Genomic DNA, 14,998 nt, shown 5'->3' with positions numbered 1-14,998 from the left:
CAAAAATTATTTTTAATTTATGAAGTCATTTTATTTTATTACGGGCATTGTGATTTTATTCATAATGTCTGTAATTAGTCTTTTTATTGGTGCAGGACATGTTACCCTCGCGGGTGTTTGGACAGATCCTAATATGCGTGAAATCTTTTTGGTTAGCCGCATTCCACGAACAATCGCATTATTACTTGCCGGTAGTGCGATGAGTGTTGCCGGATTAATTATGCAACTTTTGACGCAAAACCGTTTTGTTGAGCCGACACTCGTCGGTACTACACAATCAGCAAGCCTTGGCTTATTAGTCATGATGGTCATTGCGCCATCCTCTCCAATAATGTTAAAAATGATTGTGGCAAGCTTATTTGCGATGATAGGGACATTAACCTTTTTATTTATTACGCGCCGAATTATCTTTAAATCTGCTCTAATGGTACCATTGGTCGGTATCATGTTAGGTGCAATAATTAGTGCAATAACGACTTTTTTTGCTATGTATTTTGATTTATTGCAATCACTTGCAGGGTATGAATCAGGGGATTTCTCGGCAATCTTAAAAGGTCGTTATGAATTACTTTGGTTGGTAGGAGGATTAACCCTATTAGCCTGCTGGAGTGCCGATAAATTCACCGTTGTTGGCTTAGGACGTGATTTTGCGATTAATGTTGGTTTAAACTATCAACGCGTTATGCTGCTCGGACTCGTTGTCATCGCGCTGATTGGCGGTATCGTCATTGTAGTTGTCGGCATTTTACCTTTTCTGGGTCTTATTATTCCAAATCTTATTAGCTTATTTTACGGTGATAACGTTCGTAAAACCCTTCCTTGGATTTGTTTAACAGGGGCAGGGCTTGTATTAATTTGCGATATTATAGGACGCACTATCCGTTATCCTTATGAAATACCCGTTAGTGTCATATTAGGCGTTTTAGGCGCTGCTATTTTTTTATTTTTATTGAGTCGAAAACGTCATGCCAATTAAAGCATTAACATCTTTATCATGTAATAAAAGATTAATAATATTAATTGTCATCGCACTAACGTGCGTCACTTGTTATATGACAGTGAATTTAAAAGGAAATATTCAATTTATTTTAAATCACCGTTTCTATATTATTTTAACCATGCTCCTTGTTGCCTTTGCCTCGGCAACGTCGACCTTATTATTTCAAACAGTAACAAATAATCGTATATTAACGCCGCAATTAATGGGATTTGAATCGCTTTTTATTTTAATTCAAACTATTGTTGTTTTTTTTACAGACAATAATGGCATATTTTATTTAGGCGCGATTGGTAAATTTATTTTTGAATGTTTATTACTGATTTTATTTTCATTATTTTTATATCGAGGCTTATTTACCAAACTTAAAACAAACTTGCAAATCGTCTTATTAATTGGAATTATTTTAGGTACGTTATTTCGAAGTTTTTCAAATTTATTACAACGGCTAATGACACCTAGCGAATTTGCTATTGTACAATCTCGTATTTTTGCCACCTTCTCAAAAGCAGAACCGGTATTAATTATTTTTTCATTAATCACGGCTTTAATGATTGGTTTTGTTTTATGGCGTATGCGCTATCGTTTTGATGTGTTAGCGCTAGGGCGAGATCAAGCCATTAATTTAGGACTTAATTACCAAAAAAACGTCACACTAATTTTATTATTAGTCTCTGTACTTGTTGCGATTTCAACGGCTTTAGTTGGTCCATTTACCTTTTTAGGATTGTTAATCGCAAATTTGGCATATAGTCTATGTGGTTCGAGCCAGCATCGATATTTATTACCCTGTGCTTTTTTACTCGGTGTAATATTTTTGATAGGTGGGCAATTTGTACTTGAGCAGCTACTAAATATGGTTGGCTCTTTATCCGTTGTTATAGAATTTATAGGAGGAATTTTATTTATCCTTCTATTATTAAAAAAGGTTTCAAAGTGATAGAAATTAATAACATCAGCAAAAAATATCAAACTACTTTGGTTTTAAACCACATTACAGCAACCATACCTGAAGGGGGTATTACCGCAATTATTGGACCAAATGGAGCAGGTAAATCGACGTTATTAACGATAATCGCTCGACTTTTAGCCGCTGATGAAGGGCAAATTAAAGTCCATGATTTAGATGTTGCAACAACCCCAAGTGATATACTTGCTACTTACCTATCGGTACTTAGGCAAGAAAATCAATTTAATACTCGATTAACCGTAAAAGAATTAGTTGGTTTTGGACGTTATCCTTATAGTAAAGGACGTTTAACGACTGATGATCTAAAACATATAGATTCAGCATTAAATTTTTTACATTTAACGGAATTAAAAGACCGTTTTTTAGATGAATTATCTGGCGGGCAAAGACAACGTGCTTATGTTGCTATGGTTTTATGTCAAGATACAAAATATGTCTTATTAGATGAACCTTTAAATAATTTAGATATGAAACATGCTGTTGCAATGATGAAACAATTACGGCGCGCTGCTGATGAACTCGGTAAAACCATCGTCATTGTTATTCATGATATTAATTTTGCTTCGGTTTATGCTGATAATATTTTAGCGATGAAAAATGGACAACTTATTCATCAAGGCGATGCTGATAGCATGATGGAAAGCCAACTTTTAGAAGAAATATTTGATACACCCGTTAAAATAGAAACAGTTTGTGATCATAAAATTGCAATTTATTATTGAACAGAAAAATAATCGAGAATATCTTGAATCATAAGTCATTTAGATTGTTATTACAAATTAACTTTTTAAATTTTAGGCGTCTTTTAGGCGCTAAACTTATGTTAACATTATAGAATAATCCTTTATTCTAAATTGCAATTATCGCAAGGTATTTTATTTATGATGAAAGGCTATATTGTACTTATCATGCCTAAATTATAATGACATCTCAAACTTCTTTTTTTACCCCTGCAAATTAAATTATCGTTAAAATTTAATAAAGAAATGGATCAAGATCACATCCTTGTTATCAATTGGTATAAAATATTTGATAATTTATCATTTTATATCCATCATAACTGAAGCTATTCAATTATTTATTTTAATAATTAGCAGTAATATTTTGAGATTTTGCTAATTCTAACATTTTTAATCAGAGGTAAAAATTTTATGTTTCATTTAACCCAAAATGATATTCATTTAAATGAACAAGCAGAAAATAAAACAGAAGCTATAAAAAAAATTGCTGCCGCATTGACCAAAGCTGATTATGTCAAAGAAGGTTATGTCGCAGGAATGTTAGAGCGCGAATCTCAAGCCTCTACCTATTTAGGAAATGGAATTGCCATACCTCATGGAACACCGTCAACTCGTCATCTTATAAAAAAAACAGGTGTACAAGTTTTTTGTTTCCCAAAAGGGGTAGTTTGGGGAGACGATGGAGAAAAAGCCTATTTAGCTATTGGTATTGCGGCAAGTTCCGATGAGCACCTGGAATTACTTCGCCAATTAACCCATGTGTTAGGGGCCGATGATATTGAAGAAAAAATTAAAAATATTAAAACTGCTGATGATGCGCTAGCTATTCTAACTGGCAAAGAAACTGCACAAGAATCGCATTTAAATCTCAGCGAAGACACATTACTATTAGATATTCCTGTTGATGATTTAGCGACCATGCAAGCGTTAAATGCTTCTCGATTAAAACAACAAAATGCGGTTAATAATAAATTTATTGCGAATGTCATAGAACAACAACCCAAATATTTAGGTCAAGGCGTTTGGATTAATGATAGCCTTGATGGCAATCTAAAAAATGCGGCTGTTATTAGTCGAACAAAATTTGACATTAGCCAAGATGGTGTGCCAGTTAACATGTTAATTACCGTCTCAGCAATTGATAATTCTGTAGAACCCTTCATTAATCAACTCGCTAAACTTACCTTTAATAATCAATTAGATAAACTTGTTAATGCAAGCGCCAATCAACTCCTCGATTTACTCACATCGACCGATGGCAACGAAAAAGAACAACATAAACAAGCTGCAATAGAAGAAATAACTGAGGATAAAGTTAACGATAAGCAAGATACTGAAAATCTAACGCGTGAATTTATCATCTTAAATGAAAATGGATTACACACAAGACCTTCATCAGTGCTTGTAAAATTAGCAAAAGAATTTAAAAGTAAAATAACAGTCTCCAAAGTGGATGGCAAAAACGAACCTGTTAGTGCAACTAGCTTAATGAAAGTTGTGGCATTAGGTGCCAAAAAAGGCAGCCGTTTACGTTTTAATGCTGTCGGTGAAGATGCTGAAAAAGCGTTAGATGCGATTGAAGCAGGGATTAAATCTGGTTTAGGCGAGGAAATTTAGCTATGACATACAAAGCTGCAACCATCACCTTAAATCCAGCTTATGATTTACTTGGTTATTGTGCCAAAATCGAATTAGGTGAAGTTAATCTTGTTCAAACCAATGATTTATTACCGGCAGGTAAAGGAATTAACGTTGCTAAAGTATTATCTGATTTAGGTGTTTCGTTAAAAGTCGGTGGTTTTCTTGGTGATGAAAACCGCGATGGATTTAATCAATTATTTCAACGTTTGAAACTAGAGGATAAATTTCAAAGCGTCAAAGGACGAACACGTATTAATGTTAAATTGACCGAACAAAATAGCGAGGTAACGGATCTTAACTTTTCAGGTTTTACCGTTAGCGAACAAGATTGGCAATCATTTGTTAAACGCTCATTAGAATGGTTAAAAGACATAGATATTGTTGCTATTAGTGGCAGTTTACCGGCTGGTGTTTCTCTGGATAGTTTTACCGACTGGATGAAACAAGTCAAAGCGATTTGCCCCAAAATTATTTTTGATAGTAGCCGAGATGCCTTCAATGCCGGTTTAAAAGCTAAACCCTGGTTAATAAAACCCAATGATAAAGAGCTTGAAATCTGGGCTGGGCACCAATTACCAACACTCGAAGATATAAAAAAAGCGGCGCTGCAACTAGTCAATGAAGGCATCGAAAATGTCATTGTTTCACTTGGTAGCAAGGGTGCATTATGGGTAACCCAAAATGAAGCTTGGCTTGCAACACCACCAAAATGTAAGGTTGTTAGCACCGTTGGTGCAGGTGACTCAATGGTCGGTGGCATCATGTATGGGCTATTAACTCATCAATCGATTAAAGATACTTTAGTTTTTGCTTCAAGTGTTGCAGCCTTATCGGTTACTCAAGCAGGAGTTGGAATCGCTGACAGACAAGCGGTCGATAAAATGTTGGACGAAATACAAATCATCACAGGTTAGGAGAGCTTATGAATATATATATACTCATTGGAAGTAATACAGGACCTATTGAAGGGCGCTTAGCAAATGCTGAGTTAAAATTAGCAGCAGATGAATTAAATATTAACATTGTTGATTCTGCAACTGACGCCGATGTTGTTATTGCTGTTGGTTCAGGAAATATTGATGAAAAAAATCTTCAAGGCAAAAAGGTGTATTCTGTTAAAAACCTTGATGAATTATTTGAAGATCCGAGAAAAATCTTAACGGATGCCCCTAAAAAAGCCATCTCTTACGAAACAAGTAAAACAGAAACCAAAGCAACAGATACTAATAAGCCAGTAACTATCGTTGCGGTAACGGCTTGCCCAACGGGTGTGGCTCATACTTTTATGGCAGCTGAGGCAATCGAAGAAGAAGCTAAAAAACGTGGCTGGCGTTGTAAAGTTGAAACGCGTGGCTCTGTTGGGGTCGGCAATGAATTAACCCCTGAAGAAATTGCTGCAGCAGATGTTGTCATTGCCGCTTGTGATATTGATGTGGATCTTAGCAAATTTGCTGGTAAAAGACTTTATCGTACTAAAACAGGTGCAGCATTAAAGAAAACCGCCGAAGAGCTAGATAAAGCATTAAAAGAAGCGACTGTCTATCAACCCGCTAATACCTCAGTCAAATCGACAAGTAGTGAAAAGAAAGGACTTTATCAACATTTATTAACTGGTATTTCTTACATGCTACCTATGGTCGTTGCAGGTGGATTAATTATTGCCTTAGCTTTTGCTTTTGGTGAATTCCAATATGTTGAAAAAACAGTCAAAACAATAGAAAACGGCGTAAGTGTTGTTAAAACAGTTATGGTACAAGAGCTTGTTGGTGAACCTCACTTAAAACAAATTGGTGATTTAGCCTTTTCGTTAATGGTGCCTTTATTAGCGGGTTATATTGCGTATTCTATTGCAGATAGACCAGGTTTAACCCCAGGTCTTGTTGGGGGGTTACTCTCAGTTGTTGTTAATGCCGGCTTCCTTGGGGGGATTATCATTGGTTATATAGCCGGTTATGTGGCGTTATTAATCACACGATACTTCCCTTTACCAAAAAGTATGGCAGCTTTAAAACCAATATTAATTGTGCCTTTATTTGCAACGTTAATAACGGGTTTAGTGATGCAATTTATCATCGGTACGCCTATTGCCGCATTAATGAACTTTTTAACAGAATGGTTAGCATCAATGAATACCGCTAATGCCGTTATTTTAGGGGCATTATTAGGTGGAATGATGTGTACAGATATGGGCGGGCCTGTTAATAAAGTTGCGTATGCATTTGGTACCAGTTTGATTACAGTGCACCAATATGGACCTATGGCAGCTGTGATGGCAGGCGGCATGGTGCCACCTCTAGCAATGTGCCTTGCGACTTTTGTTGCTCGTCGTAAATTTGATAAAGGGGAGCGCGAAAGTGGTAAAGCAGCCGGTATTCTTGGATTATGTTTTATTTCAGAAGGGGCAATTCCATTCGCAGCGCGAGATCCTTTACGTGTTATTCCTTGTTGTATTTTAGGTGGTGCTACAGCGGGTGGTCTTGCTTTAGCCTTTGGTTCTAAATTAATGACACCACACGGCGGATTATTTGCTTTAGCTATTCCAGGTGTTGTTACGCCCGTTGTCGGCTATTTAATTTCGATTGTAGTCGGTGCACTACTTACGGGTATTCTTTATGCTATTGTTAAAAAACCTGATAATGCATTAGCGGTAAGCGCAGTAGCTTAATGGATTAATGATTATTTTATAAATTAAGTTATCATTAACTACAACTACTAACACCCCAAAAGTTGGATAAACTTTTGGGGTGTTTTATATGATAAACAAAGACACTCATATCGAAATCAATAAAATAAAAAAGTACGGCTTTATTGCATTACTCTTGCCAGAAATTTATAAAAATGTTTATTCATTATACAAGTAAGAAGATTTGTTTAATTTTAAATTGACATCGTTTAACGAAATAAGTAGCATCTTCTCTCATTAAGTGTTCCTCCATAGTTCAGTCGGTAGAACGGCGGACTGTTAATCCGTATGTCACAGGTTCAAGTCCTGTTGGGGGAGCCAACTTTTTAGCACTTCACGATTCCCTTACTTTTGCAATTTTAGCTTTTAATTTTTGCCCTTGAATATTAAAACAAGTAAGTTGGTAAATTCAAAATGAAAGACTTCAATCCTGAACATATAGCCTGGCAAACAGATCCATCGATGGGTGAAATACCTGCTTCGTTTAAACTGTTCCAAGAACAGTTCTTAACTCCCTTAGGTAAAATTATCACAAATATTGAAAGGGAAGAAGAAAGTGCCGAATATGGTGCTATACGCTTTAAGATGGATGGACTGACATATTTATATCGTCAGGCTAAACATACACCAAAAAAAATTGGTCAGTTTGTTACGCTATGGAAACGCCCGACACCATCTAGCGAGATTGCGCCGTTTGACCGTGAGGACGGGATTGATGGAGTGATTATCTTTACCGATGAACATCCACGCTTTGGTGTTTTCATTTTCCCCTCACAACAATTGGTAAAAAAAGATATATTTTCAGAGCAATCAGAAGGTGGGAAACGTGCGTTTCGAGTCTATGCCCCTTGGAGTGTACCGTTAGCCGCACAGGCTAAACGCTCTAAAATTTGGCAATGTGCTCATTTTGTTGAACTCACCGATATAGAACGAGGACAGGCGCAGTTAGTCAAAATGCTCTAAGTTTTGCTAAGTTGTCCTTGGCAATTTGAGCGCCTACCTGTTTGTGAACACACTCACAATTAAAAAGATTTGTTTAATTTTAAATTGACATCGTTTAACGAAATAAGTAGTATCTTCTCCCGTTAAGTGTTCCTCCATAGTTCAGTCGGTAGAACGGCGGACTGTTAATCCGTATGTCACAGGTTCAAGTCCTGTTGGAGGAGCCAACTTTTTAGCACTTCAAGATTTCCTTACTTTTACAGTTTTTGGTTTTTTTATACAATAAGTTCCATGTTTTAAAAAACTTTACAATTTTGGTTTTTAATTCTTGCCTTTAAATATTAAAACAAGTAAGTTATTAAATTCTAATAGATTAACTATATTAAGTTAACAATAAAATATAAAATTTTCGAGGATGAAAATATGTCAAATAGCTATCAAAATGAAGTTCCTTCTTCTCGCGTTAATATTCAGTTAGATCTCCATACCGGCGGCGCTAAACAAAAAATTGAATTACCCCTAAAGGTTCTATCAGTTGGCGATTATAGTCGTGGTAAGGATAAACGCCCGCTATCCGAAAAAGAAAAAGTGTCTATTAATAAAGACAACTTCGATTCTGTATTAAAATCTTTTAAACCAGAAGCTAAAATTAGTGTACCTAATACACTTGCCGATGATGGCAGTGAAATAAGTATCGATCTTGCATTTGAAGAAATGAAAGATTTTAGCCCTGAACATGTTGCCAAAAAAATCCCTCAACTCCGCTCATTACTCGCTATGCGTAATCTATTAAGAGATTTGAAATCAAATTTACTCGATAACGCTACCTTTCGCTATGAATTAGAAAAAATAGTAAAAGACGAACAATTATCTGATGAGTTACGTGCTGAATTAGCCGCTATTGTTTCAGCTACTACCACTAATTAATTAACTAATTCATATATTTAATTATTATACTTATTACAAATAAAGTTATTTTTAACGGGTTATTTCCTGTTATTTTTAGAAATAACCGATTAATTTTTGATCTGATAAAGGAAAAAAGATAATGAGCGGACAACATGAACAAAATACAACTACGCAAACTGTTTTAGACGATAAAGCAAGTGTCTATCAATCACTTTTTAATAAAATTAATTTAACTCCTATCCAAAAAGCCGGTGAAATCGATAAATACGAAGATAATGATATTTTATTTGAATCATCTCAAGACGAACGTATCACCATGGCGGTCAATATTTTATTAAAACTTATTGAAAATTCATCACAAAAAGTCGAGAAATTAGACAAACATTTGCTGGATTATCATATTAGCCAAATCGATAACAAATTAAGTCGCCAACTTGATGCGATAATGCATCATGAAACCTTTCAAGAAATAGAAGGTACATGGAGAGGATTAAAATTTTTAGTTGATCGTACCGATTTTCGCCGAAATGTTTTCATTGAGCTTTTAGACGTTGCCAAAGATGATTTACGTCAAGATTTTGAAGACGCTCCAGAAATTATCCAAACCGGTTTTTATCGTCACACCTATATTCAAGAATACGACACACCAGGCGGAAATCCAATCGGAGTCACCATTTCAAATTATGAATTTGATCGTGGTCCGCAAGATATGGCGTTATTACGTAATATTTCAAAAGTGGCCGCAGCTGCGCATATGCCATTTATAGGTTCAGTCGGTCCAAAATTCTTTGGTAAAGAAACAATGGAAGAAGTCGCGGCGATTAAAGATATTGGTAACTATTTTGATCGCGCCGAATATACAAAATGGAATAGCTTCCGTAATACTGACGATGCACGTTATGTTGGTTTAACCTTACCACGCGTATTAGCTCGTCTACCTTATGGACCAGATACGGTTCCTGTTCGTAGCTTTAACTATGTCGAAGATGTTAAAGGCACTGACCACGATCGTTATTTATGGGCTAATGCTTCTTACGCCTTTGCTGCAAATATGGTGCAAAGTTTTATTCGTAATGGTTGGTGTGTACAAATTCGTGGGCCACAAGCAGGCGGACTCGTTGAAGATTTACCAATTCACCTTTACGATTTAGGTACCGGTAATCAAGTTAAAATCCCAACGGAAGTATTAATTCCAGAAACACGTGAATTTGAATTTGCTAATTTAGGATTTATTCCGTTATCTTTCTATAAAAACCGTGATTATGCTTGTTTCTTCTCGGCTAACTCTACCCAAAAACCGGCGTTATACGATACTAAAGAAGCCACAGCTAATAGCCGCATTAATTCCCGTTTGCCTTATATCTTCTTATTATCACGTATTGCGCATTATTTAAAAGTAATTCAACGTGAAAATATTGGTGCAACAAAAGATCGTCGCGTGCTTGAATTAGAGCTCAACAAATGGATTAGTAATCTGGTTACTGAAATGACCGATCCGAGTGATGAAGTACAAGCATCACATCCATTACGTGAAGCTAAAGTGATTGTTGAAGATATTGAAGATAATCCTGGGTTCTTCCGTGTTAAAACTTTCTTAATTCCACATTTCCAGATCGAAGGTATGGATATTAATTTGTCGATGGTATCACAAATGCCGAAAGCCAAATCTTAATATTAATACTAAAAATAATCTGGGAGTATTTGGAAATGAAAATCTTTCGTCCTTTATGGAATGAGGGCGTCTTTTTGACGCCCCAACAGTTTCAACAGCAAGCACTATGGCAACAGTTTACTGCTCAAAAATTAGCTACGCTAAACATAGCTAATCCTTGGGGAATTGAAAAACTGGTTATTGATATTCAAGCTTTAACGGCAGATCGTTTGCAAGCTGAATCAATTCGTATACGTTTTGCCGATGGTGTAGTTATTGATAGCGAATCGGCTGACAAATTACCCGCCGCTCGCTCATTATCGAGCGATGTTCCACCTGAACAAGAAACCGTGACTGTACTTGCTGGTATCCCTTTATTACAAGCCAATGGCGGTAATTGTTTGCAAGAAAACCAAAAGCTTGAACGGCCATTACGTTACAGGCAAGAATGGCAAGAAGTCGCTGATTTATTTGGACAAAACACAGAGACTATTTCAGTCGAACAATATGCGTTAACGTTTTTATTTGATTTTGAAGATACCAGCGAATATTTAACTTGCCCGGTGGCGCGTTTAAAAAGAGATCTGAATGGGCGTTTTTATTTAGATCTTAATTATATTCCACCTGTATTAAATTTATCTACGCAAGGTGGCAATTTAATGAAAGAGCTTGATTTGTTATGTATTCAAATTCAAGCTAAACGGCAAAGATTAATGGGAATGCGTCATGAACGTAACGAACAAATGGCAGATTTTGCTATAGCCGATGTCTCACTATTTTGGCTATTAAATTCCCTAAATACCTTTGAACCACAAATTAAATTTTTACGTGATAATCCAACTATTCATCCGGAAAACCTCTATAAGACATTAACGGGATTAACCGGAGCATTACTGACTTTTTCACTAAATTATGATGTCGATAAAATCCCGTCTTATCTCCATAATAATCTTGAGGAAGTATTTCCACCGCTTTTTGATCTAGTGCGTAATCTTCTAGAGGAAAGTTTACCATCTCGAGTCATTAAAATTGATTTAATCCATGATAAAGAAACATTATGGACAGGTCGACTTAATGATGCGCGTATTGTTGAAAATGCCGATTTTTATTTATCTGTCCATTCATCAATGCCTGGTCACGAATTACAAACGAAATTCCCATTATTATGTAAAGCAGGTGCGCCAGATGATGTAAGACAAATCTTACATTCAGCATTAACCGGGATCCCAATAAAAGCCTTAAGTCATGTGCCAGCCGCCATCCCAATGCGCTTAGAAAACCAATATTTTGCCTTAGATCTCAGCCATAGCGCCGCGCAAAATATGTTACTCAGTCGCTGCTGTGAATTTTATGTGCCAAAAGCAATGACAGATATTTCATTAGAGCTATTTGCCGTATTACGATCATAGGATATTAATTATGAATAAAGAGCCACAAAATTATTCTATTGATGAATTATTGCGGGATCCAATCTTAGTTGTCGCGCAATTACAAGCGAAAGCAGAAATTATAAATGTTAAAAAGTTATACAATTTATGTAAAGAACAAATCATAAAATTAAAAGAACAATTAACCGCCGCAAAATATAGCCAAGACACGGTCGATGATATTTGCTATGCCATTTGTGCATTATTAGATGAATCTGTTTTAGTCTATTTTAATCAACAAAATAAAGAAACAGATTATGAGGAATGGAAAGGGGCTCCTTTACAAGTCATCTTTTTCAATACCAATAATGCGGGTAATGAACTGTACGACAAAATACGAACAAGACTCAAAGAAGATAAACAAAATACCTTAGTATTATTGTGTTTTGATCGTGTTTTAGGATTAGGATTTCAAGGTCGTTATATCAATCAAGAAACGAAAGAGCGTGAACATCTTATTTTAGCATTGCGTGAAGCACTACGTGAGAAAGAAATCGAACAATCTTATCCAATTATCGAAAAAACAGCGAGTTATCATTACTTTGGACGCAAAGCCGGCTTACTTATCTGCACTGCATTATCAATCTTTTGTGTAGGTATGCTTTATTTTGTGCTAGATAATCGGCTCGATCAATTACTTAAACAAATTGTTGGTTAAAAGGGATAGTTATGAACGATTACCCGAAGCGCATTTTAATTTTGTATGCCACAGTCTTAAGTTTTTTACTATTATTTGTTTTTTTACCAATAACTTTAGGTTGGAAATTAATCGGTGCTATTTTAGTTATCGCTATTGCAAGTAGCCTTTTATGGCGTCTCTATCGTTATAAAAGAGGCTTAGCAAGACTAAAAGCGAATAATGATTTTCTAACGCAAAAATTAGATTTATTACCCGCAAGACAACGTTATCGGCTACCTATTTTGTTAGTCAGTGGCTCTGCGGCTAAAGACTTTTTTCCGAAGGATTTATCATTGGCACAGTCAAATGTTGTGATTTCTTCTAATGCTGTTTGGGTCTATGTAGAAGAATTTGCCCATTTACCGATTGTTTATGATCAACTTGTTGGTAAATGGCCAGATATGTCAGGAAGAGTTGGATTATTACTTGCATTAACGCCCGAAATTGAAGATAAAGCGGGTTTATTTGTTGCTAAAATTCAAGCTTTTCGTCAAGCCTGGGTAGATACAAATCGCATAGCAAAATATGAATTACCGGTCTATTTATCAACCCATATTGGTCTAAATGATATTATTTATGACGAAAAAAACCCTATACCGGTATGTTGGTATCAATTATTCAATCATAAATTATATTTGGTAGATAATTACTTCTCTCCATTAATTAATTGGATGAACGATGGCAAAGTTTCTGTTGAAGAACGAGAAAAACGTTTAACACTTAGCCCACTTCTAGTTGAAACAGAAACATGGATTGACAATGTTGTATTAGCAACTTTAATGGATGAAAGACAACCTATTGCAAAATGCAAACCACAAGCAATGGCGATTTATCCGATTAATAATCATGTTGTTGACGACAATATTTTGCAAGCAATATGGCAACATCGCACAAGCTTAAAATTACCGAATAAGCATAAAATTCAAGATAACATTAGCCCGCCTGATGCTTTAGTGAAATTTATGCCCATCGCCTACCCGTTTTCAACACTATTTACTTGCTTTTGCAAAATGATCATGCTGACCGCGGTATTTTTGATGGCAGCGCTTGGCGCATCTTATTGGAACAATATTAAATTAAGTGAACAAATTCAAAACGATATTAATCACTATAAATTTATTGCAATGGATAATTATGACGAGAAAAAACAAGCATTAGCCGTACTCAAAAATGACATGCTGACTTTAAATAATTATCAAATAAAAGGTGAACCTGTTCGTTTAGGTCTTGGCTTATATCACGGCAAAAAACTACAAGAATCATTAAGTAAAGCAATGAGTGATTATGTAGCAAAACCCCCTGAGCCCGAAAAAATCATTGTCAAAGAAAAGGAAGTGATTCTAAAAGAGCCACCGCCGCTTATTCGTTTAGATAGCTTAGCTCTATTTGAAAGTGGTCAATCACAATTAAAATCTGACTCAAATAAAGTGCTAATTAATGCATTATTTGAAATTAAAAAGCAAATTCAAAGCAATCAAGAAACCGGCTGGTTGATCTTAATCACGGGTCATACTGATTCAACTGGAGATGCAAATAAAAATATCCAACTATCTCTTGAAAGAGCAATGGCAGTACGTAACTGGATGATTCAAACTAGCGATATTCCAGACACCTGTTTTGCTATTCAAGGATATGGAGCAAAGAATCCGTTATTTGGTAACGATACTCCTGAAGATCGTGCCAAAAATCGACGGGTAGAAATTAGTTTAGTTCCACAACTATCGAAATGTATAGTTGGCAATGAAAACTAATTATTAAACAATAACAATAAGGAGTTATAAAATATGGCTATTCCAGCTTATTTATTTTTAAAAGATGATGGTGGAGCGGAAATTAAAGGATCCGTGACAGTTGCAGATCGTGAAGGTAGTGTTGAAGTGATCGAATTTGATCATCAAGTCTACATTCCAACTGATGGCAATACAGGTAAATTAACAGGAACTCGTGTTCATAAAGCACTTGAATTTGTTAAAGAAATCGATGCTTCATCACCTTATCTTTACAAAGCAGTAACAACCGGTCAAACATTAAAATCTGTTGAAATCAAATGGTATAAAATTAATGATGCCGGTCAAGAAATTGAATACTTCAACACAACAATGGAAAATGTAAAAGTGGTTTCTATTAAACCAGAAATGCACAACATTAAAGATCCATCTAAAGAACAATATAATCATTTAGAACGTGTTGAACTACGTTATGAAAAAATTACGTGGACTTATAAAGATGGCAACATCATTCACTCAGATAGTTGGGTTGAAGGACGTAGCTAATCCGTAACATCATTAACCTCATAGTTTATGGGGTTAATGTTTAGCGCCAGATCATGTTGTTATTAAATTTTATTAACTCTGATTGA

13 protein-coding genes and 2 tRNA genes are annotated in these 14,998 nt (G+C 35.5%); all 15 read left to right on the top strand.

Going from position 1 to position 14,998, the window contains the following annotated elements:
* Positions 1–19 precede the first annotated feature (19 nt).
* On the top strand, positions 20–976 hold the full coding sequence (locus ACSYSW_RS08770; RefSeq protein ID WP_491705417.1) for an ABC transporter permease: 957 nt from the start codon (positions 20–22) through the stop codon (positions 974–976).
* Positions 966–1,937: an iron chelate uptake ABC transporter family permease subunit gene (locus ACSYSW_RS08765; protein WP_491705418.1), complete on the top strand. Its 972-nt coding sequence runs from the start codon at positions 966–968 to the stop codon at positions 1,935–1,937. Before ACSYSW_RS08770 ends, ACSYSW_RS08765 begins: the two co-directional genes overlap by 11 nt.
* Positions 1,934–2,689, top strand: coding sequence for an iron ABC transporter ATP-binding protein (locus ACSYSW_RS08760; protein WP_491705419.1), 756 nt, complete (start codon positions 1,934–1,936; stop codon positions 2,687–2,689). The genes ACSYSW_RS08765 and ACSYSW_RS08760 overlap by 4 nt, the downstream gene beginning before the upstream one ends.
* Positions 2,690–3,118: 429 nt before the next feature.
* Positions 3,119–4,324 (top strand): fused PTS fructose transporter subunit IIA/HPr protein, encoded by a 1,206-nt coding sequence (fruB, locus tag ACSYSW_RS08755; protein ID WP_491705420.1) that lies wholly within the window; start codon positions 3,119–3,121, stop codon positions 4,322–4,324.
* Positions 4,325–4,326: 2 nt separating this feature from the next.
* Positions 4,327–5,262 (top strand): 1-phosphofructokinase, encoded by a 936-nt coding sequence (fruK, locus tag ACSYSW_RS08750; RefSeq protein WP_491705421.1) that lies wholly within the window; start codon positions 4,327–4,329, stop codon positions 5,260–5,262.
* Between the two features lie 8 nt (positions 5,263–5,270).
* Positions 5,271–7,013 carry a fructose-specific PTS transporter subunit EIIC gene (locus ACSYSW_RS08745; RefSeq protein ID WP_491705422.1) on the top strand — a complete coding sequence of 581 codons (1,743 nt, stop codon included), beginning with the start codon at positions 5,271–5,273 and terminating at the stop codon, positions 7,011–7,013.
* A gap of 263 nt (positions 7,014–7,276) precedes the next feature.
* Positions 7,277–7,352: transfer RNA gene (locus ACSYSW_RS08740), tRNA-Asn, on the top strand.
* A gap of 93 nt (positions 7,353–7,445) precedes the next feature.
* Positions 7,446–7,994, top strand: coding sequence for a MepB family protein (locus tag ACSYSW_RS08735; protein ID WP_491705423.1), 549 nt, complete (start codon positions 7,446–7,448; stop codon positions 7,992–7,994).
* Between the two features lie 130 nt (positions 7,995–8,124).
* A tRNA-Asn gene (locus ACSYSW_RS08730) sits at positions 8,125–8,200 on the top strand.
* A gap of 196 nt (positions 8,201–8,396) precedes the next feature.
* Positions 8,397–8,900 carry a type VI secretion system contractile sheath small subunit gene (gene tssB, locus ACSYSW_RS08725; protein ID WP_491705424.1) on the top strand — a complete coding sequence of 168 codons (504 nt, stop codon included), beginning with the start codon at positions 8,397–8,399 and terminating at the stop codon, positions 8,898–8,900.
* Positions 8,901–9,021: 121 nt separating this feature from the next.
* Positions 9,022–10,554 carry a type VI secretion system contractile sheath large subunit gene (tssC, locus tag ACSYSW_RS08720; protein ID WP_491705425.1) on the top strand — a complete coding sequence of 511 codons (1,533 nt, stop codon included), beginning with the start codon at positions 9,022–9,024 and terminating at the stop codon, positions 10,552–10,554.
* Positions 10,555–10,589: 35 nt separating this feature from the next.
* Positions 10,590–11,942 (top strand): type VI secretion system baseplate subunit TssK, encoded by a 1,353-nt coding sequence (tssK, locus tag ACSYSW_RS08715; protein ID WP_491705426.1) that lies wholly within the window; start codon positions 10,590–10,592, stop codon positions 11,940–11,942.
* A 10-nt stretch (positions 11,943–11,952) separates the two neighbouring features.
* Positions 11,953–12,618 (top strand): type VI secretion system protein TssL, short form, encoded by a 666-nt coding sequence (gene tssL, locus ACSYSW_RS08710; RefSeq protein ID WP_491705427.1) that lies wholly within the window; start codon positions 11,953–11,955, stop codon positions 12,616–12,618.
* An 11-nt stretch (positions 12,619–12,629) separates the two neighbouring features.
* Positions 12,630–14,390 carry an OmpA family protein gene (locus ACSYSW_RS08705; protein ID WP_491705428.1) on the top strand — a complete coding sequence of 587 codons (1,761 nt, stop codon included), beginning with the start codon at positions 12,630–12,632 and terminating at the stop codon, positions 14,388–14,390.
* A 33-nt stretch (positions 14,391–14,423) separates the two neighbouring features.
* Positions 14,424–14,912, top strand: a complete 489-nt coding sequence (locus ACSYSW_RS08700) for an Hcp family type VI secretion system effector (RefSeq protein ID WP_491705429.1) — start codon at positions 14,424–14,426, stop codon at positions 14,910–14,912.
* Positions 14,913–14,998: the final 86 nt, after the last annotated feature.

It is taken from the genome of Gilliamella sp. ESL1225, assembly GCF_058502635.1.
Note: the sequence above shows the minus strand (reverse complement) of the source record. Positions and strands in the feature narration are given on the sequence as shown.